This is a genomic window from Fimbriimonadaceae bacterium (assembly GCA_019454125.1).
Classification (GTDB): domain Bacteria; phylum Armatimonadota; class Fimbriimonadia; order Fimbriimonadales; family Fimbriimonadaceae; genus JALHNM01.
The window spans coordinates 2,188,714-2,202,323 of the sequence record CP075365.1 but is presented as its reverse complement, the minus strand read 5'-3'; the positions used below and the strand labels follow the sequence as shown (position 1 = coordinate 2,202,323).

General features: G+C 64.8%; 15 protein-coding genes and 1 tRNA gene. 6 read left to right on the top strand and 10 right to left on the bottom strand.

The features are described 5' to 3' along the window. Window positions 1–2 precede the first annotated feature (2 nt). Window positions 3–1,013, top strand: a complete 1,011-nt coding sequence (trpS, locus tag KF733_10760) for a tryptophan--tRNA ligase (protein QYK55482.1) — start codon at window positions 3–5, stop codon at window positions 1,011–1,013. Between the two features lie 33 nt (window positions 1,014–1,046). Here the strand turns inward: trpS and KF733_10755 are convergent, their stop codons facing one another. After that, complete coding sequence (locus tag KF733_10755; GenBank protein ID QYK55481.1) at window positions 1,047–1,607, bottom strand: PEP-CTERM sorting domain-containing protein; 561 nt, start codon at window positions 1,605–1,607, stop codon at window positions 1,047–1,049. 112 nt (window positions 1,608–1,719) lie between these two features. Further along, window positions 1,720–2,301 (bottom strand): PEP-CTERM sorting domain-containing protein, encoded by a 582-nt coding sequence (locus tag KF733_10750; GenBank protein QYK55480.1) that lies wholly within the window; start codon window positions 2,299–2,301, stop codon window positions 1,720–1,722. A gap of 232 nt (window positions 2,302–2,533) precedes the next feature. On the opposite strand from KF733_10750, the gene KF733_10745 reads away from it, so the two are divergent. Further along, window positions 2,534–3,160 carry an SdpI family protein gene (locus tag KF733_10745; protein ID QYK55479.1) on the top strand — a complete coding sequence of 209 codons (627 nt, stop codon included), beginning with the start codon at window positions 2,534–2,536 and terminating at the stop codon, window positions 3,158–3,160. Here the strand turns inward: KF733_10745 and KF733_10740 are convergent. Next, window positions 3,157–4,740 carry an acyl-CoA dehydrogenase family protein gene (locus KF733_10740; GenBank protein QYK55478.1) on the bottom strand — a complete coding sequence of 528 codons (1,584 nt, stop codon included), beginning with the start codon at window positions 4,738–4,740 and terminating at the stop codon, window positions 3,157–3,159. The two genes, KF733_10745 and KF733_10740, sit on opposite strands and share 4 nt — an antisense overlap. A gap of 76 nt (window positions 4,741–4,816) precedes the next feature. Here KF733_10740 and KF733_10735 point away from each other — a divergent pair, with 76 nt between their 5' ends. Together KF733_10735 and KF733_10730 are read left to right on the top strand one after the other, a co-directional pair. Next, the gene (locus KF733_10735) at window positions 4,817–5,563 is read left to right on the top strand and encodes a hypothetical protein (protein QYK55477.1); all 747 of its coding nucleotides are present in this window, start codon (window positions 4,817–4,819) and stop codon (window positions 5,561–5,563) included. Between the two features lie 15 nt (window positions 5,564–5,578). Further along, window positions 5,579–5,654, top strand: a tRNA-Ile gene (locus KF733_10730). A 12-nt stretch (window positions 5,655–5,666) separates the two neighbouring features. Here KF733_10730 and lepB read toward each other — a convergent pair. The 3 genes from lepB to trmD are packed head-to-tail and all read right to left on the bottom strand — an operon-like array spanning window position 5,667 to window position 7,689. Next, window positions 5,667–6,575, bottom strand: a complete 909-nt coding sequence (gene lepB / locus KF733_10725) for a signal peptidase I (protein ID QYK55476.1) — start codon at window positions 6,573–6,575, stop codon at window positions 5,667–5,669. Window positions 6,576–6,578: 3 nt separating this feature from the next. Continuing rightward, complete coding sequence (gene rplS, locus KF733_10720; GenBank protein ID QYK55475.1) at window positions 6,579–6,929, bottom strand: 50S ribosomal protein L19; 351 nt, start codon at window positions 6,927–6,929, stop codon at window positions 6,579–6,581. Continuing rightward, the gene (gene trmD / locus KF733_10715) at window positions 6,922–7,689 is read right to left on the bottom strand and encodes a tRNA (guanosine(37)-N1)-methyltransferase TrmD (protein QYK55474.1); all 768 of its coding nucleotides are present in this window, start codon (window positions 7,687–7,689) and stop codon (window positions 6,922–6,924) included. Before trmD ends, rplS begins: the two co-directional genes overlap by 8 nt. 139 nt (window positions 7,690–7,828) lie before the next feature. Between trmD and ilvC the strand changes: the two genes are divergently transcribed. Both ilvC and KF733_10705 read left to right on the top strand, forming a co-directional pair. Further along, window positions 7,829–8,782, top strand: coding sequence for a ketol-acid reductoisomerase (gene ilvC, locus KF733_10710; protein QYK55473.1), 954 nt, complete (start codon window positions 7,829–7,831; stop codon window positions 8,780–8,782). Between the two features lie 40 nt (window positions 8,783–8,822). Next, window positions 8,823–10,262, top strand: a complete 1,440-nt coding sequence (locus KF733_10705) for a hypothetical protein (GenBank protein QYK55472.1) — start codon at window positions 8,823–8,825, stop codon at window positions 10,260–10,262. On the opposite strand, the gene KF733_10700 is transcribed toward KF733_10705, so the two are convergent. The 4 genes from KF733_10700 to KF733_10685 all read right to left on the bottom strand — a co-directional run bounded on the left by KF733_10700 (window position 10,259) and on the right by KF733_10685 (window position 13,569). Continuing rightward, a complete protein-coding gene (locus tag KF733_10700; GenBank protein ID QYK55471.1) occupies window positions 10,259–10,789 on the bottom strand; it encodes a hypothetical protein in 531 nt (176 codons plus the stop codon). The two genes, KF733_10705 and KF733_10700, sit on opposite strands and share 4 nt — an antisense overlap. 101 nt (window positions 10,790–10,890) lie before the next feature. After that, entirely contained in the window at window positions 10,891–11,166 is a 276-nt protein-coding gene (rpsT, locus tag KF733_10695; GenBank protein ID QYK55470.1) for a 30S ribosomal protein S20, read from the bottom strand. A 57-nt stretch (window positions 11,167–11,223) separates the two neighbouring features. Next, on the bottom strand, window positions 11,224–12,303 hold the full coding sequence (locus tag KF733_10690; GenBank protein ID QYK55469.1) for a DUF935 family protein: 1,080 nt from the start codon (window positions 12,301–12,303) through the stop codon (window positions 11,224–11,226). A 12-nt stretch (window positions 12,304–12,315) separates the two neighbouring features. Next, a complete protein-coding gene (locus tag KF733_10685) occupies window positions 12,316–13,569 on the bottom strand; it encodes a terminase family protein (GenBank protein QYK55468.1) in 1,254 nt (417 codons plus the stop codon). Between the last annotated feature and the right edge of the window lie 41 nt (window positions 13,570–13,610).

Sequence of the window (13,610 nt, the reverse complement as noted above, 5' to 3'; positions counted from 1 at the left end):
TGATGGAGGAACGAAAGCGGATACTGAGCGGGACGCGGGCGACCAACCCGCGCCTGCACCTTGGCAACTATGAGGGCGCCCTTCGGCCGTGGGTGGCTCTGCAAGAGGATTACAAGCTCTACTGCATGGTCGCCGATTACCACGCCCTCACCACGATGGGCGACGTCCCGCCCGACCTGCGCCGCAACACCCTGGAAGTGGCCAAGGACTTCGTGGCCGCCGGGCTAGACCCGGAACGCACATCGATCTTCGTCCAGTCGCACGTTCCGCAGCATGCCGAGCTCCATCTCATCTTCTCGATGGTGACGGGGCTTGGAAAGCTCGAGCGGGTGCCGACCTTCAAGGAGAAGAAGGACGACTTGGGCGAGGGCAAGCAAGTCTCCTATGGCCTGCTCGGCTACCCCGTGCTGCAGGCGGCGGACATCCTGCTCTACAAGCCCTACGGCGTCCCCGTCGGGAAGGACCAGGCGCCGCACCTTGAACTGAGCCGCGAGATCGGCCGTTCCTTCAACGCCGCGTTCGATTGCGACGTCTTCCCCGACTTCGGGGACATCATCGATCCGGACGAGCTTCGGTCCAAGGTGCCGGGCACCGACGCGGACGAGAGCGGGCAGCTTCGCAAGATGAGCAAGTCGTACGACAACTGCATCTACCTCTTCGACACGCCGGAAGAGACCGCCCAGCGGATCATGGGGGCTTACACGACCCCCAGCAAGCTCCGAAAGTCCGACCCCGGGATCCCGGAGGGGTGCGCCGTATGCCAGCTCCTCAAGCTCTATTCGCCGGACTGGGAGCGGCAGTGGGAAGAGGACCGCGCCGGTGAGCGGGGCTGCATGCAGAACAAGCGCGAGCTCATCGAAGCGGTCAATGAATTCTTGCGCCCGATCCGCGCGCGGCGGGCGGCAGTGGACGACGACACCATGATCGCGATCCTCAAGAAAGGCGCGGAAGAGGCATCGGACTATGCGTCGCAAACCATGGCGGAAGTCCGCCGGGCAATGCGGTTGCTTTAGGGCCCTTCCCCGATGATCGGGGAAGGGAAAGGTTTAGCGTTTTCTCCGGAGGGCGAGAAGGGCAAGGCTAGTCGCCAGCAGGGTGGCCGGTTCGGGCACGACTGTGATCTCGACGTCGTCGAGATAAGTCCAATAAGTGTTGCCACCATTGACTCCGAAAATCCCCAAGCCCGTAAGGGTTTTGGAGCGGTCGAGGTTCTGCGAGACTTCGTAAACGTGCCAGTTGTCGTCGAGCGGGTCGACCGTGAACTCTTTCCACGTCTGGTCACTGTAGAAGAAGCGGTACGCGTTGAAGGTCGCGTCCGAGTTGAGCAGGGCGAAGGAGACCGAGGTGACCTCCCGCGCGTCGACGTCGGCGACCTGCTGGAAGAGCATCTTGTTGCCCCGCGCCATCGCAGCGTAATCGCCGGTGTGGACGACCGAGGTCGTGAGGGTCCAGTTGACGGGGCCGCCCTTATCCAGGGTTTGAGCCCACGGCGCGAGAGAACCGGACTCGAAATCCCCGTTGACCAGGACGATGGGGCCGGCTTGCGCCCGTGCGACGAACGCGAAGACGAAGGCGGCACAGACCGCCCGTGTGTCTAATTTCTTCATTTGTGAAACCTCCCAAAGGAAAGCAAGGAACAAGAACAGTATGGCGAGGGCCCCGTTAGGTTGACAACAGTCAAAATACGGGGACCTCGCCCGGGAGGTACGGAACGGGAGCTTAGCGTCCCCGTCGTTTCATGAGGCCGAGCAGCAAGGGCAGGGCAAGCAGAGTAGCCGGTTCAGGAACCGGGGCTCCTCCGCCGAAACCGCCCGTCGCGAACGCGTTGATGGTGACGTCGTCAAGGTACGTGCGGTACTGGGTGCCGCCGTAGACCCCGTAGACACCGAAGCCGACCAGGACGCGGTTCTGAGCCAGCTTGTGCGTCACCGTGTGGCGGATCCAGTTGCTCGAGTTCGCGTTCACGTAGAACTCTTCCTCTCCGTCGAGATAGAAGAAGCGGTAGGCGTTGTGGGTCGCGTCGACGTTCTTCAGCGAGAAGCTGACGTCGACGATGAACTTCGTGAAGGTCGGGGTCACCGCCGTGTACAGAAGCTTGTTGCCGCGGGAGGTCACCGAGTACCGGCCAGACGCCGCGTCTGCGGTCGTCACGTGCCAGTTCTCCGGACCTCCCTTGTCGATCTTCTGGTACCAGGGCGTTAGGGTGCCGGTTTCGAAACCGGGATTGACGATAAGGTTCAGCGCAGACGCATTAACGGCAAAAACCGTCGCGCCCACACATGTGAGCAGTACCTTGTTCATTAAAGATCCTCAAGAAACCGGACGATTTGGTGACTAGGCAAACGCTAATTCCCCGTTAGCTGTTGTCAATCTTCGCCCGATTCTTTGTCCAACCACACAGGATCGGAATCGCTAATGTACCAGCATAACTTTCAACTTTGCGACGTTATCGGAAATCTTGCTGTCATAAAAAGCGATTACGCAACAATACTGGTGCAACCGACCGCTGGGTTGATTCGTATGGGACTTATTCATGCGGAGGCGGAACGCGATCTTCTGGGCCCTGGTCACCGTGGCGGCGACCCTTGTGTACTCGGCGGTCGTGTTCCCGTTCCTCCCCGGCTCCGTCCCCGTGCACTGGGGGTTGAACGGCCGTCCGGACCAGTGGTGGCCCAAGGGGGCCGCGATCTGGATCGCGCCGGTCTTCCAGTTCGTCTCGCTGGTGCTCCTGTGGCGGATGCCACAGCTGATGCCGGCCGCGCGGAGCACCACCCAGTCTGAGCGTACTTCGAACTGGCTCTTTTTCCTCCTCGCCGCTTTCTTCGGTTATCTCCAGATCGTCACGACGCAGGCCGCGCTCGGCCCGATCCAGGTGACGCGGTGGCTGATGGGCGCTGTGTTCGTGTTGTTCGGGCTTATGGCAAGCCGCTTTTCGTCGCTGGAGCGGAACCGTTGGATCGGCGTCCGCACGCGGTGGAGCATGTCTTCCGACGAGGCGTGGCGGAAGACGCACGCCTTCGCGGGCGTCGCCTACCAGTTCGTCTCGGTCGTCGGGCTGGCGATGGTGCTGTTCGACACGCCCATCTGGACCTGGATCGCCTGGTTCCTAGGGGCTAGCCTGATGGTTGTCGCCTATTCGAAGCGCGCGGCATCGGCCTAGACCGGGCTGCGCGACTCCAGCACGTGCGCAGCAAGCTCGTCGACATGGCCGGGGTTCGGCTTCGGCAGGGTCACGGCCTCTCCCGTCACGACTTGGTAGGCGGCCGCCGCCTGCACGTTCGCCCAGTTGGCAAAGCGGTCGTGCGCGGCCTGGGCGATCCCGCCGAGCCGGGCTGCCCGCAGGCGGGCCGATTGCTCCGCATAGGCCAGCATCACGAGGTCGCTGAGCGCGCCTGACACCACCTGCTCCTTGTCGAAGCGGCCGAAGGCGCGGTGGGCGAGCTCTGAGACGAAAGAGTCGGCCACGCCGTCCAGGCTGGCCCGCCCCTCGTCGGCCCTGCGCTTCATCCGGTCGGCGAGGAAAATGCGGTTGATCTCGTTCGTGCCCTCATAGATCCGGCTGACGCGGCAGTCGCGGTAGATCCTCGCGAGCGGGAACTCTTCAGTGAAGCCATAGCCGCCGTAGACCTGCAAGGCTTCGTCGACGATCTTCGCCTCGGCCTCGGTCGCCAAGACCTTGACGGCCGAGCACTCGACCGCGAACTCTTCGGCCGCGCGCTGGTTGCCCTCGACCGTACCCCCGTGTTCCTCGAACGCCTGGTCCAGGTTCGCGCCAAGCCGGTAAAGCGCTGACTCGGCCCCGAAATAGAGCGCCGCCATATCGGCGAACTTCTGGCGGACCAGTCCGAACTCGGCGATCGCGCGGCCGAACTGCTTGCGGTCCTTGGCGTATTGGCTGGACTCATAGATGGCGTCGCGGGCGGGGCCGAGCGACATCGCGGCCAGTTTGAAGCGCCCGATGTTCAGGGCGTTCAGGGCGACCTTATGGCCCTTGCCCGCCTCGTGGAGCAGGTTCTCAAGCGGCACTTCCGCGTTCTCAAGGAGAAGGCGCGCGGTGGACGAGCCCTTCAGGCCGAGCTTATGCTCCTCGCGCGAGACGGAGACTCCGGGCATGTCCCGTTCGACGAGGAAGGCGGAGACTTGCTCGCCGTCGATCTTCGCCATGACGAGGAAGAATTGGGCCCACTTCGCGTTGCTGATCCACATCTTGGTGCCGTTCAGCACCCACTTGTCACCGCGCCGCTCCGCGCGGGTCGCCATGGAAAGGGCGTCGCTTCCGGAGTTCGGCTCGCTCAGGGCGTAGGCTCCGATCCATTCTCCCGTGGCCAGGTGGGGAAGGTACTTCTGCTTCTGCTCGTCCGTACCGAAGAGGCTCAGCCCCAACTGGGCGATGCCGCTCGTCACGCCGAAAGTGACGCTGAACGAGCCGTTGAGCGAGAGGAACTCGATGATCCTCGCGGCAAGGTTCTTGCCGAGGCCCAGCCCGCCGAAGGCGTCGTCCGTATCGACCCCACAGAACCCGAGGGCGCCGGCCTTGGCCACGAGTTGGGGCATCAGCCCGTCCTCTTGCCTGTCCAGCCGGTCCGCAAGGGGCAGCACCTCTTTGCGGCTGAACTGCTCGGCCTGCTGGACCATCAACTTTTCGTCGCTGGAAAAGTCTTCGGGGATGAACGTACGGTCAGGGGTTCGGCTGAAGAAAGAACAACCCTGTTCTTTGTTCTCGGTCGAAGTCGCGGACATAGGCTTTACCAGGTGGCTCTAGGGGCATTATAGCTTCGCGGCGCCCTCCCGCCGAAGAATGCGGTAGAAAGGAGTGATGCCGCGGTCAGCCGCCCTTGCCACTTTCTTCGTCCTTGTCTCCCCGGTCATCGCCAGCGCCCAGGACGCGGACAACAAAACTCGGGACTTGAGCGGCGAGCCCACGTTGCGCCAAATCCTGAAGGACACGGCGGCGGTCCGCAACGTTTATGTGAGCATCGCCCGCTATGGCATGCAAACGGACGGTGAGCGCGTGCCCGAATCCAGCGCTCTGACCCTATGGTTCAAGGAGCCCGGGGTTTACCGTCTCTACTGGACAGAGGCGATGGGCGGCGGCAACCTTCTCGTGAACGATGGGAAGACCCTCTTGCGCGATGGGCTCGGCAGCACCGTCTTTTTGAGCAACTCCGAACCGTCGCTGAGCGCCGGTTCGGCGACCGACGTGCGCCAGTCCACCAGCCTTGTCTGCTGGCTCTTCGACGGGGAGGCCGTGTGGGAAAAGCTCGTCCAAATGGATTCGGACATCAAACTCGCCGGCGAGACGGTCGAGTTCAAGGCGCCGAACTTGGGCACGGTCCGGATTGGGTTCCGGTCGGAGGGACCGCGCAAGCTGCCGACCTTCGTGGAGATTCGCGCGGCCGCCACCGGCCAGGCCCGGAGCCCCTTCGGGGCGGCTGCCATCCAAAGGGACGAAGTCTCGGTCTGGCGCGAAAAGAGCAAGTTTGCGCCGTGGGTCTTTGACACGACCCCTGCGCCCGGGATCAGCGTCACGGACAGACGGGGCGCTCCCAAGGATGGCTGGTAAGATTAGGGCTCTACCGGGCCTGTAGCTCAGCGGTCAGAGCAGGCGGCTCATAATCGCTTGGTCGTGGGTTCGAACCCCACCGGGCCCACCAAACGCCAGTTGCCTAGCGGGTGGCGCCCCAGCGGCGGACGGGCATCCAGATGAACTCGGACTTTCCGATGATGTCCTCGCGTGGGACGAGCCCCCAGCCGCGGCCGTCGAAAGAACCGTTCCGGTTGTCCCCCATGAAGAGGTAATAGCCCTGCGGAATCTTGGCCGCGGGAGTCGCGATCCACTCCTTCATTTGGTCGACGCTCGTCGCCATGTACTCCTTTGCGACCGTGAGGTAGCCCCCCGCGTTTGCCAGGCCCGCGTCCGCGTCGTACATCAGGGGCATCACCTGGCCGTCCACCTCGATCAGCTTAAAGTCTCCGACGTCGGCCTCGGACTCCCGCTCCTTTGAGAGCGGCGTCGTGAACTGCGAGGCGGGGTCCGTAAAGTCCACGTAGGGCTCTTCGGTGAGTTTGCCGTCGATGTAGAGCTTCCTGCCTTTCCACTCGATCGTCTCGCCGGGAAGGCCGATCAGCCTCTTGATGAAGTCCGAATCGCTCTGGCCCGGATAGAGGGCGCGCCTCGGCGGTTTGAAGACGATGATGTCCTTGCGTTGCGGTTCGCTCACGCGGTAGACCCACTTGTTCGCCACGATGAAGTCGTTGATGAGCAGGGTGTCGATCATCGACCCGGACGGGATTTGGAAGGTCTGCAGCACGAACGGCCGGATCAGCAAAAAGACGATCAGGGCCGCATAGACGAAGGCGTCGGCGGCGTCGTTCACGAACTTGACGACGCGGTACCCCTCTTGGCGAAGGTGGATCGGGGTCTTGGTGAGGTAGGGATAGACCGCGAGCCGGATGACGGTCGCGACGACGGCCGCGACCAACACGGTGCTCATGGGCGTCCGAGCGAGCCGGTCGACGAACGCCATGGTCTGGCTAGGCTGGGTTTGGGCGAGGAGTGACTCGATCCCGAACACGGCCTAGCGCTTTTCCTCGATCCTCGCCGCTTTGCCGACCTTGTCGCGGAGATAGTAAAGCTTGGCGCGGCGGACCTTACCGCGTCGCGTCACTTCGAACTTATCGACCATGGGGGAGTGGACCGGGAACGTCCGCTCGACGCCGATGCCGCTGGACATCTTTCGCACGGTCACGTTCTTCTGGATGCCGCCATAGCGGACGGCGATCACGGTGCCCTCGAAAATCTGGATGCGCTCTTTGCCGCCTTCGCGGACTTTCACGTGGGCCTTGACGGTGTCGCCAGGACGCATGTCCGGCAACTCTTCCTTCATGTAGGGCTTGGCGACGCTCTCTAAAATAGCCTGCTTATTCATGGCTCATGGCTCCCTCGCCCGATTGAAGGGACTCGGAATGTGCGGGTTCGGAATATAGCAGATCGACGTCGCCTTTGGTTAGGCCCGCTTTGCAGAAAAGGTCTGGCCGCAGGACCCGAGTCCTAATAAGGCTCTGTTGTCGCCGCCATTTGGCAATTTCACCGTGGTGGCCACTGGTGAGGACGGCGGGCACCTTCTCGCCCCGGAACTCCAGGGGTCGAGTGTAGAGCGGGAACCCGAGGAGGCCGTCGCTGTGGCTGTCGTCCTCGTGGCTGGCGGGGTCGCCCAGCACGCCCGGCAGGAGGCGCACGATCGCGTCTGCGACCATCAGGGCGGGCAGCTCCCCGCCCGTCAGGACGAAGTCCCCGATCGAGAAGGCTTCTGTGGCGATCTGGGTCCGGACCCGTTCGTCCACGCCCTCGTAGTGGCCGCAGACCAGCACGATCTGCGAGTGTCGCGAGAGCCGCACGGCGTCGCGCTGGGTGAAGAGCGGAGCGGCGGGGTCGAGAAGGACGACGGGCGTGCCCTCCGGCAGGGCCAGCGAATCGACCGCCGCGGCGATGGTGGACGCCATCATCACCATGCCCGGCCCGCCTCCATAGGGCTCGTCGTCGACGCTGCGGTGCTTATCCGTGGCGAAGTCCCTGGGGTTCGTGGTGTGGAAGCTGGCGAGGTTCGCGGCCTGAGCCCGGGCCAGGATGCTGTGGCTGACCGCCCCCATCACCATCTCCGGGAAAAGGGTCACAAAGTGGCACTGCATCGTCCGAACTTAAATCCAACTTACCCTCCTTTCGCCGCATCGCCGTCCTTGGGCTCGAACCCTGCGGCGCCGCCCCCTCACCCCCTACCCCCTCTCCCCCGGAGGGGCGAGGGGGATCCGGAGCGGCTAGACTCCCGCCGTGACGTTTGAATCCTCGATCGATCCCCAACCTTTGGCCGAGAAGGTTGTCGCCGTCGTCGGCTACGGCAACCAAGGGCGGGCGCACGCCCTCAACCTTCGGGATTCAGGGATCCGCGTCCTTGTAGGGGCGCGGGCGGGGAAGGGTGCGCAGGCGGCCAAGGCCGATGGGTTCAGTCCGGTCGCGACTTCGGAGGCGGTTGCGGGGAGCGACCTCGTCTCCTTGCTGCTTCCCGACGAGGTCGCCCCGGCCGTCTACGACGCCGAGGTCGCCCCGGCCCTCGGGGACCGGCCCGTGCTCGTGGCGCACGGCTTCAACGTGGTCTACGAGCAGATCGCGATCCCGCTGGGCGGGTTCGTTTTGGTCTCGCCGGGGGGGCCCGGCACGGCCCTGCGGGAGGAGTTTGTCGCGGGCAGGGGCATCCCCGCTTTGGTCGCGGCCACCCACGACCGGCTCATGCCTTTGGCGCTGGCCTATGGCCGGGCGATCGGCTGCGCCCGGGCGGGCCTGATCGAGACAACGTTCCGCGAGGAGACGGAGTGCGACTTGTTCGGGGAGCAGACCGTGCTGTGCGGGGGGATGCCAGAACTGGCCGCGGCCGCGTTCGAGACCTTGGTCGAGGCTGGGTACCGTCCGGAGGTCGCCTATCTTGAGTGCGTCCAGCAGGTGCGGCTCCTGGCCGACCTCATGGCCCGCTATGGGATCGCGGGCATGCTCGAGCGGGTCAGCGACACGGCGGAGTGGGGCGCTTACGAGGTGGGCCGCTTTGTCATCGGGCAGGAGTCCCGGGAGGCGATGCGCGAGGCCCTGGGCCGGGTGCGCAGCGGCGATTTCGCTGACAAGTGGGTCCAAGAAGGCGCGGAAGGGAAGCGGCACTTGCTCCTGAGGCGCGACGAGGCTCGCCGGCGGCTGGTCGAGACGGTCGGGGCCAGGGTCCGAAACTCAACTCCGTAGCGGGCCGGGACCTGAGACGTCCACGCCATTGAGGACTTGAATGAAAGGGAACCTTAAGGCTTATCGCTTCCTAGCGCTCGGCGCGGTCGTCGCAGGAGCGGCGATCGGCGGCGCCACTTGGGACGACGAGGGATTCGGCGGCTTCTTGAGCAAGCGGGCTCCTTCCTACCGCCCCCGTGTGGACCGGGCATACGAGCAAGCGGTGCGCAAGACGGCCGCCATGGTCGGCGACCAGGACGCCCGCCGCTTTGCCAACGCCCACAAGCTCGACCTGCTGAACGTGACTTGGGAAGACACCGGCCGCTATAAGAACAGTTCGGTGGGACCCAATATCAGCGACATGACGATCCAGGTCGGCCTGGACCGGGGCCGCGACCAAGTCGAACGCTTCCTGATGCCCGTCATTCGCTTCCCGAACTTCGAGGACAAGACGGGTGAGATGGACCCGCGCGACTTCACGCTCCTGGTCGGCAACGAGAAGGGCCGTTCGCTGAAGCGGGCCTCGCTCTACGACGTCTTGGCCGACCCCGCCCGCTACCTCTCCGACCCGCGCTCGTGGCCGCTGCGGCGGAACCGCACCCTGCTGGCAGACCGCGACCAGAAGGTCCTGGTCAGCGCGCAGGCGTGCTTCCTGCCGGTGCCGCAAGGCGGCAAGGCGACGTTCAATCCGGTGGTCTTCAACTACCAGTCGAGCCCGGGCAACCCGGCTGTGCTGACGATCCTCGCCACCCGCGAGGGCACGAGCATGACCGTCATCGACAACAATCGCGACGGGTTCGACAGCGGCTGGAACTGGGGCCAGAGGCTCTTCCATAACGCGAACGGACAGCGCACCAGCCTCACCGGCCAGCGGCTCTCCGACTTCAAAGCGGACGGCGGCGGCCAGGGTCGGGGCGAGGCCCGCGTGCCGGACTACGCGCTGAACATGGTGCTCCTGATCCAAGTGCCGCTGAAGCACCGCGAGAGGAGCCGGGCCTACGCGATGGACACCATGGAGGCTGCCCCGGCCGCGGCCGAGTCCGCAAAGATGGGCCGGAAGAGCGACGTCGAGGCGGCCGTGATCGGCCATGGCGACGAGGAGGGCCCGTTCACGGAGATGGATTCCATGGCCGTGGAGCGCGACCCGAGGTTCCCGGTGCGGGTGACCGTCCAGTTCTACAAGGCCACTTCGAACGGCGTCGTGAGCCGCGGCGACATGGACGAGATCGCCCGGGACATCGGGCGAGTCTATAACGCCTCGACCAGTGTCGGGAGCCTGGTGACGGGCGGTTTCACCGGTCGCGTCACCGAATATGACGGCCCGAAAGTCCAACCGGCTAATTGGTGGCGCAACTTCTACCGGCAGTACTCCGCCTGGTCTGGGATCGGCCCGGAAGAGCTTCGCCACCGATTGCGCACGATGCTCGGCAAGGACTACGAAGACCAGCAGGTCTGCGAGCTCTACCTTCGCGACCGGCTGCGCGGCTACAACAAAGGCTAGGTCGTGCCCAGCATCCCCTGCGGTCCGCCCGGCAGGTTCGCAGGGGATTTCTCACGCGCATTGAAGTCGTAGTGAAGCCATTCGCCCGAGGGGCAGCGGACGAGCAAGTGGTCCTCGCCGAACCGGGCCACCATGGCCCGGCAAAAATGGCCCGCCTCCCGGTTCCCGACCGGTGCGGACAGCCGCCAGCGGCCTCCGAACTCGCGCACGAACTTCTTGACCATGCCTTCGCCCAGGCCGATGCGTCGGTAGGGCTTTGCCACGAAGATGTGGGCGATAGTGAAGTCGAAGTCGGTCTCGGAGTCGTGGACCCCGCGGACACAGGAGAAGCCGACTGCCCGGTCCTTCACCTTCACCACGTAGGACTCGACGGGAAAGGTGCCGTCGCCCACGACCAGGTCGGCAGGGAAGAGGCCTTCGGCAGAGATCTCACAGGGCAGATGGTCGCTGGATTCGTGGAGGTACAGCTGGACCAGGCGGCCAAAAGCGGCTTCATCCTGCTCCTGCAACCTGAGAACCTCCAACATCGACTCAAACCAAGAGGGGTAAGGCCCCTATGCCTTACACTTACACGAAACGAAGCCCGGGAGGTTTCTTCCCGGGCTTAAAGTCGTGGTTTTCGCCAGCTTCAGGCTTTTGCGGCCAAAGCCTTGTTAGCGGTCCGCGCCATCCGGCTCTTGCGCCGGGCGGCTTGGTTCTTGTGGATGACTCCCTTCTTGACCGCCTTGTCGATGTACTTCACCGCGGTGACGACCGCCTTTGAGGAAGCGTCCTTCTCGCCCGCCTCGGCCGTCTTGATCGCCCGCTTGATGTACGTTTTGAGGGCAGTCCTAACAGACTGGTTTCGAACCCGGCGCTTCGCGATGCGACGGATGTCCTTCTTTGACGACTTCAGGTTTGCCATACCGGGTGTGGACTTGGCAAGATACCCGAAACCGCACCAAGGCCCGGGACGGGGAGATCAAACTTCCCCGGTCGAGAAGGCGGAAAGGACGTTCTCCTCGAACCGGAACTTGGGGACCAGGCCCTTTCCAAAGTTCAACTCTACCAGGGGGCGGACGACCTGCTCGGTCATGACGGAGTCCGCCAGCTCCCGCCGGACCGCCCCGATTTGCAGGAGCAGGATCTGGAGGTGGACCTTTCCCAGGGCGAGCGACCCCACCCGGCGGCCCTCGTCCGTGGTCAGGGTCTGGCCGAGCACGGCGCGGGCGATCTCCCGGTTGTGGAACTCGATCGCCTCTAAGAACCCGTTGGCGGCGCTGGAGCCGCCGCCCAGCAACCCGACCTGGATCTCGTTCGGGAAGACCACGGCCGTGCTGTTCTGGATGTCCTGCAGGGCCCTGAGGATCGCGTTCTGCTCGTCCACCGGGAGCCCCCGCTCGTACCGCCCCGTTACGGTCGGCATCGCGAACTTTTCCAGATGGATCCGCCAACCAGCGAGCAGGCCCGCTTTGGCCTGCCAGTGGCGGTAGGCGGCGTCCAGGTCGCTGCGACCCTGGGGCCGGGCATAGTCCTGCCGGTGGACATAGACCACGAACTTGCCTCGAGGCAGGCTCCTGGCCGGTTCCCCCGGCACGGCGAGGGTCAGGCCGGACATCCGCCCGAAGGCGTCGACTTCGAACCCGAAGAGAGAGGGGTCCTTTGCCCGGACGGCCTCGAGCCAGACCTGCCCGCTTTCGCGCCGAAAGACCAGCTCTTGGACGGACCAGCCTTTCACGAACGCGTCCATGGCGCTGTGCAGGATGGAGGCCGGCGACCCTTCCATTCGGTCGAAGGCGCATGTGACGAAGTCGGCGCGCTCGCGCGCGGCGGGCGAGTCGTCCGTGGGTTCCAGCTTCCAGCCTGCGGCGAGGACGGAAAGCTTCTTGAGGGTCGTCACGGTCTGGACCATCGAGTCCTTCAGCATCTCGTCATAGGTCGCATAGGGGAGCTTGCCGAGGGTGGCGCCCGGGGTCGCCAAGGCTTGGCGTTCCCAGAGCGTGAGCTGCGGCGCGGTCTCCCTTTCGACCGGTGGCTTCTGTTTCTTGAAGAGTTTCAGCATGCTGCTTGTGGGTCAGAGAAAACGGCGGCCGCCACTCAGCTGGATCCGCGCCGCCCCCGACCGCCGGAGAAGGTGGGCGGCGAGGGCGAGCGCGATCACCAGGTCGTCGTGAAAGCCGTTGCTGGCGCCGAGCCGGGGGCCACCCTCCCCTTTCTGCACGGCCTCGAAGTGCTCGAGCTCGCGCAGGAGGTCGGGGTGCGGGTTCATCCGCAGCGCCTTGCGGTCGATGAGCCACGAGAGGTTCTCGATGATCTCGCCCTTCGACCTCGCCGAGAAGACGAACCCCTCGACCCGGTGGCCCGGCAAGCGGCTTTGCAGGGCCTCCAGGGCCGGGTCGCCGACCCCCGTCTTGTCGCACAGTACGGAGGATCCGGGGTAGCTCGCGACGATCTTCGCGACGCGGTCGGCCGCCTCGGCCCAGGAGACGTTCGAGAACCGTTCGAGCGCGACAAGGCGGGCTTCCTCGCGGTCGCCGGCCAGCACGGCGATGGCGGTGTAGTCGTTGTACCGGGCCCAGTCGACGCCGATCTGCACGGGAGAGTCGGCCACAGCCAGCGCTGCGTCCGTGCGGCAGGCCTCGACCGCATCGGTGCGAAAGACCTGCTCGGAGTTGTCGCGAAACGCGGCTTCGTACTCGACCGCATAAGCCCGCTCGCTCACGAGTTCGCGCTGCAGGGCGAGGAATTTGGCCGAGACCAGGGGGGACTCTGAGGAGGGCGCCTGCCGGCTCCAAAACCCGCTTTCGCCGCGCTGTCCCAAGAGGAAAAACCGCCAGAAGTGGTTGCGCCCGCGGGGCGTGCTGATGAGGACGAGCTCCCCGTCGGTCGTGGCGAGCATCGGGAGGGCGACCTCTGTGACCAGGCTCTCTGGCACATACGCGGCCTCGTCGACGATGACGCGCGAGGCGCCCTGCCCTCGGAGCGAGCGTGGGGCGTGGCCGGACCGCGCGGTAAGCACGTTCTCGCCGTGCCAGAGCTTGGGGTAGGGCGTGGCGCGAACCTTCGGCTTCTCCTCCGTGAACTGGTGGAGCAGTTCAAGTGCGGCCTCGAAGAGGATCGCCGCCTGGTTCTGGGTCGGGGCCAGGATGAGCTGCTCGGTCTTTGTGGGCAGGAGGAGGGAGTGGACGATGGTGACGGCGCAGGCCGCCGTCTTGCCCCACCTGCGCCCACACGCGAGGACCTTGTACTTGCTCGGATTGAGCAGGAACTCGAGCTGGCCGGGGTGGGGCTCCCAGATCTCCCGCAAGCGCTCGAGGAACGAGACCATGTCGCTCTTTCGGCCTCATCCAAGGGTTTTGTCAAACACTT